The sequence below is a fragment of the Acidovorax sp. genome, from assembly GCF_021287135.1.
In the GTDB taxonomy this organism is placed as follows: domain Bacteria; phylum Pseudomonadota; class Gammaproteobacteria; order Burkholderiales; family Burkholderiaceae_C; genus Acidovorax.
In genome coordinates this window covers 127,912-144,295 of record NZ_JAJTBB010000021.1, presented here as the reverse complement: position 1 = coordinate 144,295, position 16,384 = coordinate 127,912, and the positions used below count along the sequence as shown (strand labels likewise).

Annotated in this window: 17 protein-coding genes; 3 read left to right on the top strand and 14 right to left on the bottom strand. The window is 67.0% G+C overall.

The features are described 5' to 3' along the window. Nucleotides 1-90 precede the first annotated feature (90 nt). Nucleotides 91-1,254 carry a zinc-dependent alcohol dehydrogenase gene (locus LWW96_RS05395; RefSeq protein WP_291484779.1) on the top strand — a complete coding sequence of 388 codons (1,164 nt, stop codon included), beginning with the start codon at nucleotides 91-93 and terminating at the stop codon, nucleotides 1,252-1,254. A gap of 37 nt (nucleotides 1,255-1,291) precedes the next feature. On the opposite strand, the gene LWW96_RS05390 is transcribed toward LWW96_RS05395, so the two are convergent. From LWW96_RS05390 to LWW96_RS05355, 8 genes are all read right to left on the bottom strand, one after another. After that, complete coding sequence (locus LWW96_RS05390) at nucleotides 1,292-1,876, bottom strand: isochorismatase family cysteine hydrolase (protein ID WP_291484777.1); 585 nt, start codon at nucleotides 1,874-1,876, stop codon at nucleotides 1,292-1,294. Between the two features lie 31 nt (nucleotides 1,877-1,907). Continuing rightward, nucleotides 1,908-4,319 (bottom strand): catalase, encoded by a 2,412-nt coding sequence (locus LWW96_RS05385; protein ID WP_291484775.1) that lies wholly within the window; start codon nucleotides 4,317-4,319, stop codon nucleotides 1,908-1,910. Nucleotides 4,320-4,397: 78 nt separating this feature from the next. Continuing rightward, nucleotides 4,398-4,868: a YetF domain-containing protein gene (locus LWW96_RS05380; protein WP_291484773.1), complete on the bottom strand. Its 471-nt coding sequence runs from the start codon at nucleotides 4,866-4,868 to the stop codon at nucleotides 4,398-4,400. A 60-nt stretch (nucleotides 4,869-4,928) separates the two neighbouring features. Beyond that, nucleotides 4,929-5,417: a hemerythrin domain-containing protein gene (locus LWW96_RS05375; protein ID WP_291484771.1), complete on the bottom strand. Its 489-nt coding sequence runs from the start codon at nucleotides 5,415-5,417 to the stop codon at nucleotides 4,929-4,931. A gap of 225 nt (nucleotides 5,418-5,642) precedes the next feature. Further along, nucleotides 5,643-5,834 carry a DUF2892 domain-containing protein gene (locus LWW96_RS05370; protein WP_291484769.1) on the bottom strand — a complete coding sequence of 64 codons (192 nt, stop codon included), beginning with the start codon at nucleotides 5,832-5,834 and terminating at the stop codon, nucleotides 5,643-5,645. A 79-nt stretch (nucleotides 5,835-5,913) separates the two neighbouring features. Continuing rightward, nucleotides 5,914-6,294, bottom strand: coding sequence for a rhodanese-like domain-containing protein (locus LWW96_RS05365; RefSeq protein ID WP_291484767.1), 381 nt, complete (start codon nucleotides 6,292-6,294; stop codon nucleotides 5,914-5,916). Between the two features lie 28 nt (nucleotides 6,295-6,322). Continuing rightward, the gene (locus LWW96_RS05360) at nucleotides 6,323-6,769 is read right to left on the bottom strand and encodes an OsmC family protein (protein ID WP_291484765.1); all 447 of its coding nucleotides are present in this window, start codon (nucleotides 6,767-6,769) and stop codon (nucleotides 6,323-6,325) included. 37 nt (nucleotides 6,770-6,806) lie between these two features. Next, nucleotides 6,807-7,667 (bottom strand): MBL fold metallo-hydrolase, encoded by an 861-nt coding sequence (locus LWW96_RS05355; protein ID WP_291484763.1) that lies wholly within the window; start codon nucleotides 7,665-7,667, stop codon nucleotides 6,807-6,809. A 91-nt stretch (nucleotides 7,668-7,758) separates the two neighbouring features. On the opposite strand from LWW96_RS05355, the gene LWW96_RS05350 reads away from it, so the two are divergent. Beyond that, nucleotides 7,759-8,106, top strand: a complete 348-nt coding sequence (locus LWW96_RS05350; RefSeq protein WP_291484761.1) for a metalloregulator ArsR/SmtB family transcription factor — start codon at nucleotides 7,759-7,761, stop codon at nucleotides 8,104-8,106. Nucleotides 8,107-8,135: 29 nt separating this feature from the next. Here the strand turns inward: LWW96_RS05350 and LWW96_RS05345 are convergent, their stop codons facing one another. The 6 genes from LWW96_RS05345 to LWW96_RS05320 form a co-directional block, all read right to left on the bottom strand. Further along, nucleotides 8,136-8,432 carry a rhodanese-like domain-containing protein gene (locus LWW96_RS05345; RefSeq protein WP_291484760.1) on the bottom strand — a complete coding sequence of 99 codons (297 nt, stop codon included), beginning with the start codon at nucleotides 8,430-8,432 and terminating at the stop codon, nucleotides 8,136-8,138. Between the two features lie 3 nt (nucleotides 8,433-8,435). Further along, a complete protein-coding gene (locus tag LWW96_RS05340; protein WP_291484758.1) occupies nucleotides 8,436-9,893 on the bottom strand; it encodes a TolC family protein in 1,458 nt (485 codons plus the stop codon). A 12-nt stretch (nucleotides 9,894-9,905) separates the two neighbouring features. Further along, the gene (locus LWW96_RS05335; RefSeq protein ID WP_291484755.1) at nucleotides 9,906-10,115 is read right to left on the bottom strand and encodes a DUF2892 domain-containing protein; all 210 of its coding nucleotides are present in this window, start codon (nucleotides 10,113-10,115) and stop codon (nucleotides 9,906-9,908) included. Between the two features lie 72 nt (nucleotides 10,116-10,187). Beyond that, the gene (locus tag LWW96_RS05330; protein ID WP_291484753.1) at nucleotides 10,188-11,474 is read right to left on the bottom strand and encodes an FAD/NAD(P)-binding oxidoreductase; all 1,287 of its coding nucleotides are present in this window, start codon (nucleotides 11,472-11,474) and stop codon (nucleotides 10,188-10,190) included. 45 nt (nucleotides 11,475-11,519) lie between these two features. Continuing rightward, nucleotides 11,520-14,855 carry an efflux RND transporter permease subunit gene (locus LWW96_RS05325; protein WP_291484751.1) on the bottom strand — a complete coding sequence of 1,112 codons (3,336 nt, stop codon included), beginning with the start codon at nucleotides 14,853-14,855 and terminating at the stop codon, nucleotides 11,520-11,522. Nucleotide 14,856: 1 nt separating this feature from the next. Then, a complete protein-coding gene (locus LWW96_RS05320) occupies nucleotides 14,857-15,921 on the bottom strand; it encodes an efflux RND transporter periplasmic adaptor subunit (protein ID WP_291484749.1) in 1,065 nt (354 codons plus the stop codon). Between the two features lie 92 nt (nucleotides 15,922-16,013). Between LWW96_RS05320 and LWW96_RS05315 the strand changes: the two genes are divergently transcribed. Beyond that, on the top strand, nucleotides 16,014-16,352 hold the full coding sequence (locus LWW96_RS05315; RefSeq protein WP_291484747.1) for a metalloregulator ArsR/SmtB family transcription factor: 339 nt from the start codon (nucleotides 16,014-16,016) through the stop codon (nucleotides 16,350-16,352). Nucleotides 16,353-16,384: the final 32 nt, after the last annotated feature.

Genomic DNA, 16,384 nt, shown 5'->3' with positions numbered 1-16,384 from the left:
CACTGTCCTACGGGGCAGGTTGCAGGGGGTGGCCACAGTGGGCGACACATCTCCCATGTTTTGAACCCCGCTGAGACCGAAGGAACCGCTATGAGAGCCCTGACCTACCAAGGCGCCAAGGACGTGCGCGTAGAAACCGTGCCCGATCCGGTGATTACCGCCAATGACGACATCGTGCTGCGCGTGACGGCCACCGCCATCTGCGGGTCCGACCTTCACATTTACCGCGGAAAGATTCCCGGCATGAAGGACGGGGACATTCTGGGCCATGAGTTCATGGGCGTTGTGGAGGACGCCGGCCCGGGCGTGAACGGATTGCAGCGGGGCGACCGGGTCGTGGTTCCCTTTGTGATCGCCTGCGGATCCTGCTTCTATTGCGACAAGACCCTGTTCGCGGCGTGCGAAAACACGAACACCGGCCGGGGCGCGATCCTCAACAAGAAGAATGCCACGCCGGGGGCCGGCCTGTTTGGCTACAGCCACCTGTACGGGGGGTATGCGGGAGGGCAGGCGGAGTACGTGCGGGTGCCCCGTGCGAACGTGGGCCCGCTGAAGATTCCCGAGGGATTGAACGACGAGCAGGTGCTGTTCCTGTCGGATATCCTGCCCACGGGCTACCAGGCGGCGGTGAATGCGCAGGTAGGGCCGGGCGCGTGCGTGGCCATCTTCGGCGCAGGGCCGGTGGGGCTCATGAGTGCGTTGTGCGCCCGTTTCCTGGGCGCGCAGCAGATCTTCATGGTGGACCACAACGAGTACCGCCTGCGCTTTGCCGCGGAAACCTACGGCGTCATTCCCATCAATTTCGACAAGGATGAAGACCCGGCGGAAATCATTCTGGGCGCGACCAACGGTCATGGCGTGGATGCCACCATCGACGCCGTGGGCTTCGAGGCCAAGGGCAGTGCGCTGGAAACCGCGCTGACAGCCATCAAGCTGGAGGGGTCAAGTGGCAAGGCCTTGCGGCAGTGCATCGCAGCGACCCGGCGCGGGGGCGTGGTGAGCGTGCCGGGCGTGTATGCGGGCTTCATCCACGGGTTCCTGTTTGGGGACGCGTTTGACAAGGGCCTTACGTTCAAGATGGGCCAGACACACGCCCAGAAGTTCATGCCGGAGTTGCTGCAGCACATCGCGGAAGGGCGGATGAAGCCCGAGGTGATCATTTCCCACCGCATGAAGCTCGAGGACGCTGCGCGGGGGTACGAGATCTTCGAGCAGCGCCAGGAAGAGTGCCGCAAGGTCGTGTTGACGCCCTGAGGACCTCCAGTCGGGCGCGCCGCGCGTTCTACACGCGTTACGCCGACTTGCGCACCGAGCACTTGAACACCCGGGCCATCTGCCCGAGCGCGGTCGCCTTGGACGCTTCGCTTTCGGCGGCCGTGCAGTCGCCGGGAACCCACACCCGGTAGCCGTGCATGTAGGCATCCATGGCGGTCAGGTGCACACACATGTCGGCCGCCAGGCCCACGATGACCAGCTCCCGGGCCTTGAGCTGCTGTAGCAGATGGTCCAGCGGCGTGGAATGGAACGCAGAGTGGCGCGGCTTGAGCACAGTCAGGTCATTTTCCCCGGGGGCCAGCAGGGTCGCAATCTCGCCGCGGGCGCCGGGGAGTTGCTGGCACGCCGCAACCAGCTCCTTGAAGTCCGAATGCCACACGCCGTAATTGTCGTTCGCATAGATCGCCACCACGCCTCGGCGCGCGAGCCGGTGCTTGAGTTGCGCGGTCGCCTGGGCAGCGGCCCGCGCGCTCTTGAGCAGCTTCTCCGCGCCGGGAAAGTCCATAGGGTTGATGAAGTCCACGAGCACCAGGACGGTGGGACTGGGCTGGAGTGGGCGCCGGCGGGCCCGCTCCAGCAGCCAGGGGTGGGTGCTTCTCATGGCGGCGCGCCGCAGAAGGCGGGGCGGTTCTTCACACCGCGGGCGGATCGGTTTCCCGCTCGGGGTGCCGATGCCGCGCAATGCCCTGCAGGAAGCGTTCAAAGTCTGCGGCAGATGCCCCGAAGACCATGCCCGGGTCCATGTCGCCGGAGGGCAGGGCCGAGGGGATTTGGGCTTTCAGCAGCAGGGCCGACGAGGAAGGCATGGTCAGGATGGTTTTGCCGTGCCGGTACTGGTCCTTCAGGAACTCCACCGTATGGCCGATGGCTGCCAGCGCCTGTACCCCGGCGTCGCCGTCGGGGAGCGCTAGCGCGTCGAACAGGAAACCGGGTTCGTTTTCCAGCGAGGCGTCGGCCTGCAGGGGCACCTGGTCGACCGTTTTCACCGCGCCGATGCGGGGGCCGACCAACCGCGGAACCGCGCCGCGCTCCACCAGCGCTGCGTGCAACGCCAGGGCGCTTTGCCCCACGATACCGTCCGCCACCAGAATGGCGACCTTGCGGCCCCGCAGGCGCCCATCTCCCGACCCCGGCCGTGCGAACAGCGACAGCGCGGCCGAGGTGGTGACCTCCGGGGCTGCGGGCTTTTCCAGTGCACGGGGCATGGCGGGCGGCAGCACCTCCATGCCCAGGCCTGCGGCCACCTGCTGGGCCAGCGCGTCCGAGACATTGCGCAAGGACGCCACCATGCGCTCGCGGACCGCGGGGACCGTGACCTTGCTCAGCTCGAAGCGGAATGCCGCCGCGATGTGGGCTTGTTCCACGGGGCTTTGGCTCGCGTAGAAGAGCTGGGCTTGCGTGTAGTGGTCGGCGAACTTCTCCGGTTTGGCGCGCACCTTGCCTTGGGCTTCCTGCGCCTGGATGCGGGCCGGCACCGACACAAAGCCTTGCGCCGCACCGGCCTGGAAGGGGCACCCACCGGCGAGCGAGTTGGGCTCGTAAGCCACCCGTCCGCGAGGAATGGCCTGGCGGTGCATGCCATCGCGCTGATTGTTGTGGACTTGGGCGAGCGGGGCGTTGATGGGCAGCTCATGAAAATTGGGCCCACCCAGGCGTGATATCTGCGTATCCACATAAGAGTGGATGCGCCCGGCCAGCAGCGGGTCGTTGGAGAAATCGATACCCGGGATGACATGCGCGGCGCAGAAAGCGACCTGTTCGGTTTCGGCAAAGAAATTGTCCGGGTTGCGGTTGAGCACCATCCGCCCCACGGGGCGTACGGGCACCAGCTCTTCCGGCACGATCTTGGTGGCGTCCAGGATGTCGAAGCTGAAGGCTTCGGCCTGCTCTTCGGTAAACACCTGCACGCCCAGCTCGTACTCCGGGTAGGCCCCTGCCTCGATGCGCTCCCACAGGTCGCGGCGGTGGTAGTCGGGGTCGGCGCCAGAGATCTTCACTGCCTCGTCCCATACCAGCGAATGGGTGCCCGCCAGCGGGCTCCAGTGGAACTTCACAAACACGGTTTCGTCGGCGGCGTTGACGAAACGGAAGGTATGCACACCGAAGCCCTGCATGGTGGCGTAGCTGCGCGGCAGTGCGCGGTCGGACATGACCCACAGGAGCATGTGGGTGGACTCCGGCATCAGCGAGACGAAGTCCCAGAAGGTGTCGTGGGCGCTGGCGGCCTGGGGCATCTGGTGGTGGGGCTCGGGCTTGACCGCATGCACCAGGTCTGGAAACTTCATGGCGTCCTGGATAAAGAACACCGGCATGTTGTTGCCCACCAGGTCCCAGTTGCCTTCATCGGTATAGAACTTGACGGCAAAGCCGCGCACATCGCGCGCCGTGTCCTTGGAACCCCGCTCTCCTTGCACCGTGGAAAACCGCACGAACACGGGCGTGCGCTTGCCTGCGGCCTGGAACGGTGCGGCGCGTGTGAGATCGGTCAAGGGCTCGTAGCATTCAAAGAAACCATGCGCGCCAGAGCCCCTGGCATGCACGATGCGTTCGGGAATCCGCTCGTGGTCGAAGTGGGTGATTTTTTCGCGCAGGATGAAGTCTTCCAGCAGCACCGGGCCCCGCTCCCCGTACTTCAGGGAGTTCTGGTTGTCACCAATGCGGACTCCCTGGTTCGTGGTGAGGCTCTGGCCGGAGGAGTCCACGCGCACCCGGTCCAGGGGCTGGAGGGTGGCATTCAGGCCCTGCGGGGCGATGCCTCCCGTTTTCCCGGTGTTCTGGTTCTCGGACAGCGTGCTGGCCGTGGCCAGCCGCGAACTGGGCTGGACCGTGGCGCCCGCCACCGGGCGCGTGCCGTTCTGGAACCCGTGTTCTGCGGTTTTGGAGGTGTTGAAGGGCATCGCGGCGGCCAGCGCATCGCTCTCGGCCGCCTTCGCGGACGCGGCATCCACGGCGGGCCCCGTCTGGGCCGGGGCGCTGTCGGTGTTTTTGGCGGCAGCGGCGGACGTTGTTTTGGCCGCTGGTGCGGGATTCTTGGACTTGGGCATGGAAGGTCCTGTCTCGGAGGGTTGGGCTTCAGGGGGGCGGTGCCAGGCCATTCCTGTGCGGAAGCACCGTGGTGTTTTTCATCCGGCTTCGGGCTTCTTGAGGATGCTGATGCGCCCGTCGGCTTCCAGGAAGGCACATTGCATGGCTTCCAACGCGCAGTCCGCCTCCCGCAGGGCCTGGCGAAGATCGGATTCGGGAACATGCTGCCGTCGCAGGGCATCGCGGAAGATCTGGCCGTCCTTGCCCACGAGCACCGGTTCGCCTTGCAAAGCGGTTTGCACGGTCGCGCTGCGCGCGGTGACAACGGCCACGATCAAATTGAGCGCGATGAGGGTGCTGGCACCGATGAGACCGGCCACGACCGACTCATCCCCGCCCGACAGGGCGTTGGAGACCGACTCGCTGAGCAGCATGACCACCAGCAGATCGAACGGGGTGAACTGGCCCACGGTGCGCCGGCCCGAAATCCGGATCAGCAACAGAAGGGCGGCGTACACCAGGGTGGCGCGCAGCACCAGCTCCCACCAGGGCAGCGTCAATTGCCACATGCCTTCACCCCGCAACAGGCAATACAGGCCGACGCACCGCCGGCCGGACGGCGCAGAGCATCAGGCCACGGCCAGTTGTTCGTCCATCAGTTCTTGCTTGCGCTCGGCCACTTCGTCGCGCAGGGCGACAAGGTCGAGTTTTCGGGCAGCGCGGGCCTTGGGGAAGATCTCGTTGCGCTCTTCCTTGACGTGGTGGTCGATGTATTCGCCCAGGACCTTCACTTTCGCGTCAAAGGCCTCATCGGCGGTTTCTGCGGCCTGGATTTGCGCGATCAGGTCTTTGGCGGTCTGGTGCTCTACCTCGGCCTCGGCGATCAGGTCGGTTTCCTTGATGGCGTCGCGCAGCGCGGGGTAGAAGAGCTCTTCCTCCACTTGGGCATGCACGGTCAACTCGATGCAGATCTCGCGGGCCAGGTCCAGCCGCATCTGGGGGGCATTGCGTGCCCGGGACTCGCACAGGGCGTCAAAGTCCTTGAACATTTTCTTGACGGCCTTGTGGTCGGCGTCAAGCAGGTCGCACACATCTTTCTGGCGTTGGCTGGAGGGCATGGGAACTCCTGAAGAGGGTTATGAAAGCGACCTCATCTTCAGGAAACCCACTGCCGGGCCATGTAGGCGGACGCCCATGGCGGGCGTCAGCGCATTGAGGGAAGGAAGCGCACAGCGCGGTGATCGCGCGGCGGCAGGGAGAATGGAGCCGGCAGGGCCCTGCGCGCGAGCGCATGGCCATTGCGCGCCCCGCCTACGCCCCTTCCCGGGCTGTCATGTTGAAGCCTATTGCTTCATGGGGCAGGTGTTGATCCCCAGCAGTGTGTAGGCCGGGCAAAAACGGAAGAGGCCCGTGGCCAACGGGACGACGCCCAGCCAGCCCCACCACCCGACGATGCCGGTAGCTGCCAGGGCGATGAGCACCAGGCCAGCGACGATGCGCAGCACGCGGTCAATGGTTCCAACGTTGGTTTTCATGGTGATTTCCTTTACGGGTTGAAGGCCCCTGCGGGGCTGGGCGGGTACAAAAAAGGGGGGAGATGCCGGGGCGCCACCGTCAGTCGAACGTTGGTGCCTGGGGAGAGGCGACGGGCTTGCCGGCAGCCGACCAGGCGTCGAAACCCCCGGCGAGAGACTGCACATCCAGATAGCCCATGGCTTGCAGCGACCGGGCTGCCAGCGCGGCGCGTCCGCTGGTCTTGCAATACAGCACGATCTTGAGATCGCGCGAGGCCAGCGCCGGGGCGCCGCTCAGCTTGAATTCGAGCACGCCCCGCGACATGTGGATGGCGCCGGGAATATGGCCTGCCAGGTATTCATCGGCTTCGCGGACATCGATGAGGACGTCTGCCTTGCGCAGGGCTTCTTCGGCCTGCTCCAGCGGAATCTCGGGCACCTGGGCTTTGGCTTCGGCCACCAGATCGTGGGCGGTTTTCATGGCGTTTCCTGAAGAATGGGGGATGGAGTTACTGCAGCACCAGGCCGTCGGCATCGACGACCTTTACTGTGATGGGAATGCCTTGGCCCACGCTCTGCGTTACCGTGCAGAAGGCTTCGAACTGGCCGAGCACGCGGTCCAGATGCTCCAGGCGGGCAGCGGGGACACCCAGGCGCAGCGTGGCCTCCATGCCCAGCACGCGCAGCCGGCCTTCGGTGTTGCGGCCGACCTCTGCAACCACCGTGGCCTGCAGCGGCTCCGGTGCTTGCTTGAACTTGCGCAGCGCAAACAGGAGCGAGTCGCTCAGGCAGTTGCCCACGGCAGCGCACAGCAGTTGCACCGGTGAAGGGCCGCTGCCCGCGCCCAGCGGTGCGGGTTCGTCGGCGACCAGGTCGGGCACGCTGGCGCCGAAGCGCACGCCGAAGCGGTAGTTTTCCTGCTGGAAAAGTTCGACGGTGATTTGTTCATGGCTCATGAGGACCTCGGGAAAAACAGGATGGGGAAGCGCGCCCTCACAGCCCGTTGACCGGGATCTTGAGGTAGGACACGCCGTTGTCTTCGGCGGGAGGCATGGCGCCCGCACGGATGTTGACCTGGACCGCTGGCAGGATGAGCACCGGCATCTCCAGGGTCGCGTCGCGCGCGGTGCGCAGTTGCACGAAAGCCGCCTCCGTGGTGCCGTCGCGCACGTGGATGTTGTGCTCCCGCTGCGATGCCACGGTGGTCTGCCACGCAGGGGGCCGGCCCTGCGGAGGGTAGTCGTGGCACATGAACAGCCGGGTTTGCGGGGGAAGGCTCAGCAGCCGTTGGATGGACTGGTACAGCGTGTGCGCGTTGCCGCCAGGGAAATCACAGCGAGCGGTGCCGACATCGGGCATGAAAAGCGTGTCGCCCACCCACACCGCGTCGCCCACCTGGTAGGCCACGCAGGCCGGCGTGTGGCCGGGCACGGCAAGGGCCTTGGCCTGCAGCCGCCCGATCGGGAAGACTTCGCCGTCCTGCAGCAAATGGTCAAACTGGCGGCCTTGCGTGGAGAAGCCGGGCTCCAGATGAAAGACCGCCTTGAAAACCTCCTGCACCTGGGCAATGGCTGCGCCAATCGCGATGCGGCCGCCCAGCCGGCTGCGCAGGTAGTGCGCGGCCGAGAGGTGGTCGGCATGGGCGTGGGTCTCCAGAATCCACTGCAGCGTCAGACGCTGGCTCTCGATGAACGAGGCCAGGCGGTCGGCCGATTGCGTGCGGGTGCGGCCGGACTTGGGGTCGTAGTCCAGCACGGAATCAATCACGGCACAGTGGCCGCCGGGCTCGTCGAAGACCACGTAGCTGACCGTCCACGTGGCGTCGTCGAAGAAGGCTTGGATCTGGGGCGTCATCTGTGGCCGGGAGTGCGTTGATACAAATAATCTATGTTTTTATATTTTGTTTGTCAATAGAATATGAGAAGCGAAATTGAGGAGCGTCACCATGCTCACCGACACCCCTGTTGATCTCGAGAGTTTGCGCCAGCTGGCCGAAAACGCCTGCCGCCTACTAAAGGTTCTGTCCAATCCCGACCGCTTGCTGCTGCTGTGCCAACTCACCCAGGGGGAGAAAAGGGTGGGCGAGCTGGAGGCGCTTGCAGGCATTGCACAGCCCACGTTGTCGCAGCAACTGGCCGTGCTGCGCGAAGAAGGCCTGGTCAATACCCGCCGCGAAGGCAAAAGCATCTACTACGACATCGCGAGCCCCGAGGCGCTGGCTGTGATGAAGGTGTTGTTCGAGCAGTTCTGCGAGCCAGGGCTAGCCCAGCGCACGGCACGGCGCACCTGCTGACCGCTTGGGCCTGCAGGCTGCCTGCCGCCTCAGCCGGCCTCGATGCGGCGGCCGAGTTGCAGCGCCATGGTGCCCACGCTGCCCCCATTGACCACCTGGCTGTAGCCCTGGGCCTTGAGCCATTGCGCCGCCATTCCGGAGCGTGCGCCGGACAGGCAGCACAGGACCAGCGGCTGGTGTTGCTCGGGCAGCACGGTGCTGGCGCGTTGCGCCAGTTGGTCCAGCGGCAGGTTGATGGAGCCTGCAACGTGGCCCGCGGCGAATTCGCCGGGGGAGCGCACGTCAACGATGAGGGGCGGCTTTGCGGAAGGCTGTTCGAGCGGCATGGTTCAGGAAGACGGTTGAAGAGACAGTGGTGCCGATGGGGCCGATGGGGCCGATGGGGCCGACGGGGCCGGCGTGCCGGCATCGGTGGCGGCTTGCAGGGCGGCGTCGTCCAGCCGGCCGGCCAGCGCCAGCAGCTGCAGTCGCGCCTGTGCCATGCGGGCGCGGTGGGCCAGCAGCTGGGACTCCGCCTGCAGGGCATCGTTGGTGGCGCGCAGCAGTTCGAGCGTGGTCCGGTCTCCCACCTGGCGGCCCAGCTGGGTGGCGTCCAGCCGCGCTTGCGCGGCTGTCAGTGCGGCCTCCAGCGCGCGAGCGCGTGCGACCCCGGCCTGCAACTGCAGCCAGGTCGCGTGGACCTGCTGCGTGACCTCCAGCCGCGCACTGTCCAGGTTTGCCTGGGCTTTGTCCTGCAGGCGCAGCAGTTCCTGGGCGCGGGCGTCCTGCTGTCCGCCGGTGTAAAGGGGGACCTGGATCTGCACCCCCACCATGAACTGGCGGGCCGCATTGCTCGCCGATCCCCAGCGGCCTGCGCCGGACAGGTGCTCGCCCCCCGCCTGGCCGACCAGGTCCACCTTGGTGCTGGCGCCTTGGGTGGCCTTGGCGGCCTCCTGCGCGGCCACGGCAACCAACTGGGCTTGGGTCCTCAGTTGGAGGTTTTCCTGTGCAGCGCCCTCCAGCCAGGAGGTGACGGGCCCGAGGGCAGCGGCCGCGCCCAGGGCTTCGGTGTTGCCACCGACGGGGGCAGGCGGGCGAAGGACTTGCGGGGCCGCCGGGTCCCAGCCCGTGGTCTGTGCCAGCGCGCGGCGTGCAATCTGCAGGTCGACACTGGCGGCCTCGGCCTGCGCGGCCGTTGCCAGCGCATGGGCTTGCGCTTCGCGCACATCGGTGATCGGTGTGTCGCCCGCAGTGAACCGGTCGCGCGCCTCTTGCAAGGCCCGGTCCGTGGCCTGCTGCTGGCGCACCAGCAGGGCATGCTGCTGCTCGGCCAGGACGGCCGCGAAATACCGCTCGGCAGTTTGCAGCATCAACTGCTGCTGCAGGGATGCCGCCTGCAACTCCGAGAGGTCGGCCGAGAGCCGCAGCTGCCGCTCCTGGGCAGATCGCTCGGGGCTGTACAAAGGCATCCGGGCATCGACACCCCAGCGCGTGCCGGGTCCGCTGTGCATGGACGTTTCAAAGCCCACACCCGCCACCGGCGCGGACCCCGGCAGCGAAAACGCAGCGCCCTGGGCGGATGTGCGCGACCCCATGGCCCCGGCGCTCGCCTGGGCGGCGACGGTCGGGTTCCAGACCCGGTCGGCCTGCAGGCGGCGGGCGTTGCCTGCCGCACGTTCGGCGGCGGCCGCCGCCATGCCAGGATGCTGTTGCCTGGCCGCCAGCCAGGCGTCGCGCAAATCCGCCGCCTGGGCCGGGCCCACGCCGCAGGCCAGCAAAGCGGCCGCGCACAGGAGAAGTTTGCGCATAGCGGCTCCTTGTCAGCAGCCGGGGCGCGCGCCCAGCTTGCGCAGGATGGATTCCATCAGGCACCATTTCGTGATGCCGCTTTGCAGCAGGTTGATCCCCACGAAGGCTGTGAACGCGAGCCACCAGGAACTCATGAACACCGGGCTGCCCGGGATGCCCAGCGCCAGGGACAGCAGAATGAATGCGCCTGCGACCACGCGCACGATTTGCCAGCTTGTCATACGAAAACTCCTTGTAAAAAAAGCGCGGAAAGATGAGAGAAAGGAACGGGCGTGCGTATGGCGGAGCCGGCCTCACTGGGGCTTGCTGTCGTGCAGCCGGGCGATGCCCAGCAGCTTGAGCACGTACTTCTCGTAGATCGGCTCCGAGTTGCCGGACTTCATCTTGTTGAGGAAGTACTTCTCGAACGCGATCTTGCCCAGGTGGACCCACTTGCCCTTCTTGAACCAGTTCACGTTGCGGGGCGGGATTTGCGGCAGGGCCACGAAGGCGGCACCGGTATCGCCCATGTCGGCCAGGCAGATGGCGTTCCAGGTGGCTGTCGCATCGGCCGGCTGGCCGGCAATGTCGGCCGCGATGTTGTAGACGATCGCCGACACCATGGTCTCGATCATGTAGCCCGTCTTGGGGGCGCCGGTGGGCACGGGGGTGGCTTCCACGGGGGGAATGGCCACGCACACCCCGGCGGCGAAGATGTTGGGGTAGGCCTTGCTGCGCTGGTGCTCGTCGATGAGCACGAACCCGCGCGGGTTGCACAGTCCGGCAACGGACGCCACCGCATCCACGCCCTTGAAGGCGGGAAGCATCATCGACAGCCTGAAGCCCAGCTCATGCACGGTGTCCACCTGGCCCTTGCCGTCCAGTTGCTCGACCACCATCTTGCCCTCGTCGACCCGTGTCGTGCGCGCGTTGGTGATCCACTTGATGTCCTGGCTGCGCAGTTCGCTTTCCAGCATGCTCTTGCTGTCGCCCACGCCGCCCAGTCCCAGGTGCCCGATGTAGGGCTCGCTGGTCACGAACGTGATGGGCACCTTGTGGCGCAGCTTGCGCTTGCGCAGGTCCGCTGCAACGATGAAAGCGAATTCGTACGCAGGCCCGAAGCAGCTGGCGCCGGGCATGGCGCCGATGACGATGGGGCCGGGCGCTTCGAGGAACTTCTGGTAGTCCTTCCAGAAATGCTCCGCATGGTCCACCGAGCACACCGAATGGGTGTGGCCGTTCACCGGCCCCGAACCCGGCACTTCCTCGAAAGCCAGCCGAGGTCCGGTGGTGATGACCAGGTAGTCATAGGCCACGGTGCTTCCGTCCTGCAGCGCCAGCGTGTTGGCCTGGGCGTTGATCGCCTGGACGGGCTGGGCAATGAAGTCAATGCCCTTGCGCTCCAGCAAGGGGCGGATCTGCAGGACCACGTCGTCGCGCTGGCGCCAGCCCACGGCGATCCAGGGGTTGGACGGAACGAACTGGAAATAGTCGACCGCACTGATGACGGTCACCCGGTGCTCGCGGGGCAGCCGGGCGCGCATCTCGTATGCGGCCGGCATGCCGCCGATGCCCGCTCCAATAATCACTACGTGTGCCATGTTTGTCTCCTGTGGTGGACGGATGGGTGCCTGCGCCCGGCCCTTTCAGGGGTGGGCCACAGTCTCTGGCGGACTGTTGTCGGCAGGCGGGGTTGCGGGGCCGGAACCTTCCGGCCCCGGGGCCGTACCGCGCGGGCGGTACGCCGCGTAGTACAGGGTGGGGATCACCACCAGCGTCAGCACGGTGGAGACAAAAATGCCGAAGATGAGCGAGATGGCCAGGCCGTTGAAGATCGGGTCGTCCAGGATGAAGAACGCGCCGATCATGGCGGCCAGCCCGGTGAGCACGATGGGCTGCGCGCGGGTGATGGCCGAGTGCACGATGGCGGTCTTCAGCGGCACGCCTTCGCCCACCTGCAGGCGGATGAAGTCCACCAGCAGGATGGAGTTGCGCACGATGATGCCCGCCAGCGCGATCATCCCGATCATGCTGGTCGCGGTGTATTGCGCCCCCAGCAAGGCGTGGCCGGGCATCACGCCGATGATGGTCAGCGGAATGGGCGCCATGATGATCAGCGGCGTGAGGTAGGAGCCGAACTGCGCCACGACCAGCAGATAGATCAGCACCAGGCCCACGGCGTAGGCTGCGCCCATGTCGCGGAAGGTCTCGTAGGTGATCTGCCATTCGCCGTCCCACTTCACGGCGTAGCCGCGCAGCGGGTCCGAGGGCTGGCGCACGAAATACTCCTGGACTGCGCCACCGTCGGGGGCGACGATGCGGCCAATCCCGGCGCGGCTCTGAAACATGCCGTACAGCGGGCTGTCCACCCGCCCCGCCATGTCGGCCACGACAAAGTTCACCGGCAGCAGGTCCTTGTGGTAGATCGGCTGCTCGCGCAGCGTGTCGCTCAGGGTGACCAGTTCGCGGATGGGAACCAGCTGCCCTTGCGAGCCTCGCACGGTAAGGCGCAGCAGCCCCTGCAGGTCGCCCTGGCTTTCGGCGGGCAGCTGCAGCAGCACGGGGGCGGGGTACTTGCTGGCGTCGCGCAGCCAGGTGGCGGCTTCGCCGCTGAGGCCCGCATGGAGCGTGCTCACGATGGCCTGCTGCGGAATGCCCAGCAGCGCGGCCTTGCGCCGGTCGACGATCAGCAGCGTGCGCGGTGCGTCCGCAATGCTGCTGTCGTCCGCGTCCACGATGCCTTCGGTGGCCGACAGCGCACCACGCACCGCATGCGCCACCTCGCGCCGGCCTTCGGCACTGGGGCCGTACACCTCGGCAACGATGGGCGAGAGCACGGGCGGCCCCGGGGGCACCTCGACGACTTTCACATTGGCCCCGTGGCGCTTGCCAATCTCCTGCAGGGCCGGACGCACCCGCGTGGCAATGGCATGGCTTTGGTCCTTGCGGTGGTGCTTGTCGGCCAGGTTGACCTGGATATCGCCCACTTCGCCGCCGGCCCGCAGGTAGTACTGGCGCACCAACCCGTTGAAGTTGATGGGGCCGGACAAACCTGCATAGGCCTGGTAGTGGACGACCTCCGGCACGGTGGCGAGGTGCGCGCCCAGTTCGTGCAGCACTGCTGCCGTCCGCTCCACCGGGGTGCCTGCGGGCATGTCGACCACCACCTGGAACTCGGACTTGTTGTCGAAGGGCAGCATCTTCAACTGCACCCAGCCCACCACGGGCAGTGCGACCGACACGGCGATCAGCGCAGCCACCCCGGCGGCCAGCCAGCGGCGGTTGCGCCGGCCCCGCTGTTCGTCCAGCAACGGTGTGAACACGCGCTCGAACCAGGGGGCGATGCGGGCGCTCAGGCCGCTGTGCTGCGCCGCAGCCGCGCCGGGCGCGTGGTGGGCCGGCTGCTCCTTCATCCACAGCCGTGCCAGCCAGGGCGTGATGACAAAGGCCACGGCCAGCGACAGCAGCATGCCCATGCTCGCGTTGATGGGGATAGGGCCCATGTAGGGACCCATGAGTCCGCTGACGAAGGCCATCGGCAGCAGCGCGGCGATCACGGTCAAGGTGGCCAGGATGGTGGGGCCGCCGACCTCGTCCACCGCGTGGGGAATGATCTCCCGCAGGCTGCGGCCCGGGTGCAGCTGCTGGTGGCGGTGGATGTTCTCCACCACCACGATGGCGTCGTCCACCAGGATGCCGATGGAAAAGATCAGCGCGAACAGCGACACGCGGTTGAGCGTGAAGCCCCAAGCCCAGGAGGCAAACAGCGTCACGGTGAGCGTGAGCACGACCGCCACGCCCACGATGGCTGCCTCGCGCCGGCCCAGCGCCAGAAACACCAGGGCCACTACCGAAGCGGTGGCAAACAGCAGCTTCTGGATGAGCTTCTGGGCCTTGTCGTTGGCGGTGACGCCGTAGTTGCGCGTTTCGGTCACTTCCACGCCCGCCGGAATCACGGTGTTGCGCAGCTGGTCCACGCGCTGCACCACGGCGTTGGCCACGTCGATAGCGTTCTCGCCGGCCTTCTTGGTCACGGTGAGGGTGACTGCGGGAAATTCGTCCACCCCGCCGGAGGGGGCCGCGTCCCCGCCCGCTTCAGCGCGCCGCGGAACTCCGTGCCACACGTACTGGGTGGCCGGGGGCGCGGTGTCCTGCACCTGCGCCACGTCCTTGAGGAAAACGGGTTTGCCCGACCGTACGCCGACCATCAGGTCCGCCACTTCGTCCGCGCCCGCCAGCAGCGGGCCGCTGTCCACCTGCACGGTGCGGTCCCCGCCCAGCAGCTCCCCTACCGGCAGGCCCATGTTGGCCGACTGCAGGGCCCGGCGCAGGTCGTCCACCGTGGTGCCGGTGGCGGTCATACGGTCCGTATCCATGCGCACCAGCACGGCGCGCCCCGGGCCGCCCAGCGTCTGCACTTCACGGGTGCCGGGAACGCGCTTGATCTCGGCTTCGACGCTGTGCGCCACGCGCTCCAGGGCGAACGCGCCCGAAGCCTCGTCGTGGCTGTGCAGGGTGAGTGTCACCACCGGCACATCGTCAATGCCCTTGGGCTTGATCACGGGGTCCAGAGCGCCCAGCCCCTTGGGCAGCCAGTCCGCATTGCTGCGCAAGGTGTCGTGCAGGCGCACCAGGGCTTCCGTGCGGGGGACGCCCACCTTGAACTGCACGGTCATCACGGCCACGCCGGGACGCGACACTGAGGTCACGTGCTCGGTACCCTGCATCTGCGACAGGACCTGCTCCGCCGGGATGGCGATCATCTGTTCCACATCGGCCACTGCGGCGCCCGGGAACGGCACGATGACGTTGGCCATGGTCACGTCGATCTGGGGCTCTTCCTCCCGGGGCGTGACCAGCACGGCGAACACGCCCAGCAGGAACGCGACAAGCGCCAGCAGCGGGGTGATCTGCGCGCCCTGGAACAGGGCGGCAATGCGCCCCGAGATGCCCAGCGGCGAGGGATGGTTTGGATGGGCCATGTCAGCGCACCTTCGCAGCCGCTTGGGGCTGGAGCGCGACCCGCTCTCCGGCGCGGATGCCGCTGAGCACTTCCACCTGGTCGCCGGCCGCCCGGCCCAGCCGGATCTGGCGCAGCAGGGGCCGGTCTTGCGCGTCCAGCACATACAGGCCGGTCAATTCGGCGCGGCGCACCACGGCGCTGGCGGGCACCAGCAAGGGGCCTGCTTGCGCCGCGGCTGTGGCCGCGCCTTGCTGCGGTGCTGCCGGCAGCCATAGCCGCGCAAACATGCCCGGCGCCGCGCCGGCCGTGCCGGGCGGCAGGTCCACCCGCACCTGCACGGTGTGGCTCTGGCTGTCCACGGTGGGCAGCACCTGCACCTTGCCGGCGGGCACGGCCACACGCTCGGGGACCAGGCCAGGGATTTCGATCTGCAGCGGCCCACTGGCATTGCGCAGCGCTGCCGCCTGTTGCTGCCCCACGGCCGCAGTGACGCGCAGGGCCGAGGGGTCATAGACCGTCAGCAGTGGCTTGCCCGGCAGGGCCATGTCGCCCACTGTGGCGGGGACGGTGCCGACCACGCCTGCGAACGGCGCTTTCAGGGCGTAGAAATCGGACTGCGTGGAGGCGGCCCCGGCCTGGGCCTGCAGGGCCTGGACCTGCGCCTGGCTGGCGCGCCACTGCGCCTCGGCCCGGTCCAGGGCGGACTGGCTGATGTACTGCTTCTGGAACAGCTGCTTCTGGCGTTCGTACTCCTGCGCCGCCACGCGCAGGGTGGCCCGCGCAGCGTCCACCTGGGCCGTGCTGGCCGCTGCGTTGAGCTGCGCGGCCCGTGCGTCGATGCGCACCAGTTCCTGGCCGGCCGTTACCGGGTCCCCCGCACGCACCGCCAGCCGCACGATGGCGCCCGGCACCTGGGCTGCCACCGTGGCGTCGCGCACGGCTTCGACCTGGGCATCCACGCTGCTGGACAGCTGCGTCGCGGCCGGCTGCACGGTAAAGCTGGCCAAGGGGGCTTCACCAGCGGACGCGGCCAAGGGCGCCCAGGCCAGCGAGAGCGCGGCGGTCCAGATGCTCAGGGATCTCATGAAGGCTCCAGGAATTGTTGTTTAGTTGATTATTTAACTAATGAGCTAATTAGTCAATAATGTATCCTACGCCTGAATGCTGGAGATCAACCATGATGGACATGCCCCCCGAAGCCCTTGCACAGGTGGCCGCTTACTTCCAGGTGCTGGCCGAACCCACGCGGCTGCGCATCCTCAACCTGCTGCGGGGCGGGGAAAAGAACGTGGGGGAGCTGGCGCAGGAATGCGGCTACACGGCGGCCAACATTTCCAGGCACCTGTCCCTGATGACCAAGAACGGCCTGGTGAGCCGGGAAGGGCGCGGGACGAGCGTGTACTACCGGTTAACGGACGAGTCGGTGGACGCGCTGTGCGATCTGGTGTGCGGCAACATCGCGCGGCGGCTGGAGCGCGATGCCGCTGCCCGGGCGGCGTTCCAGTTGGGCCGCTGAGGGGGCCGCTGAGGGGGCCGCGGGGCCGCGAG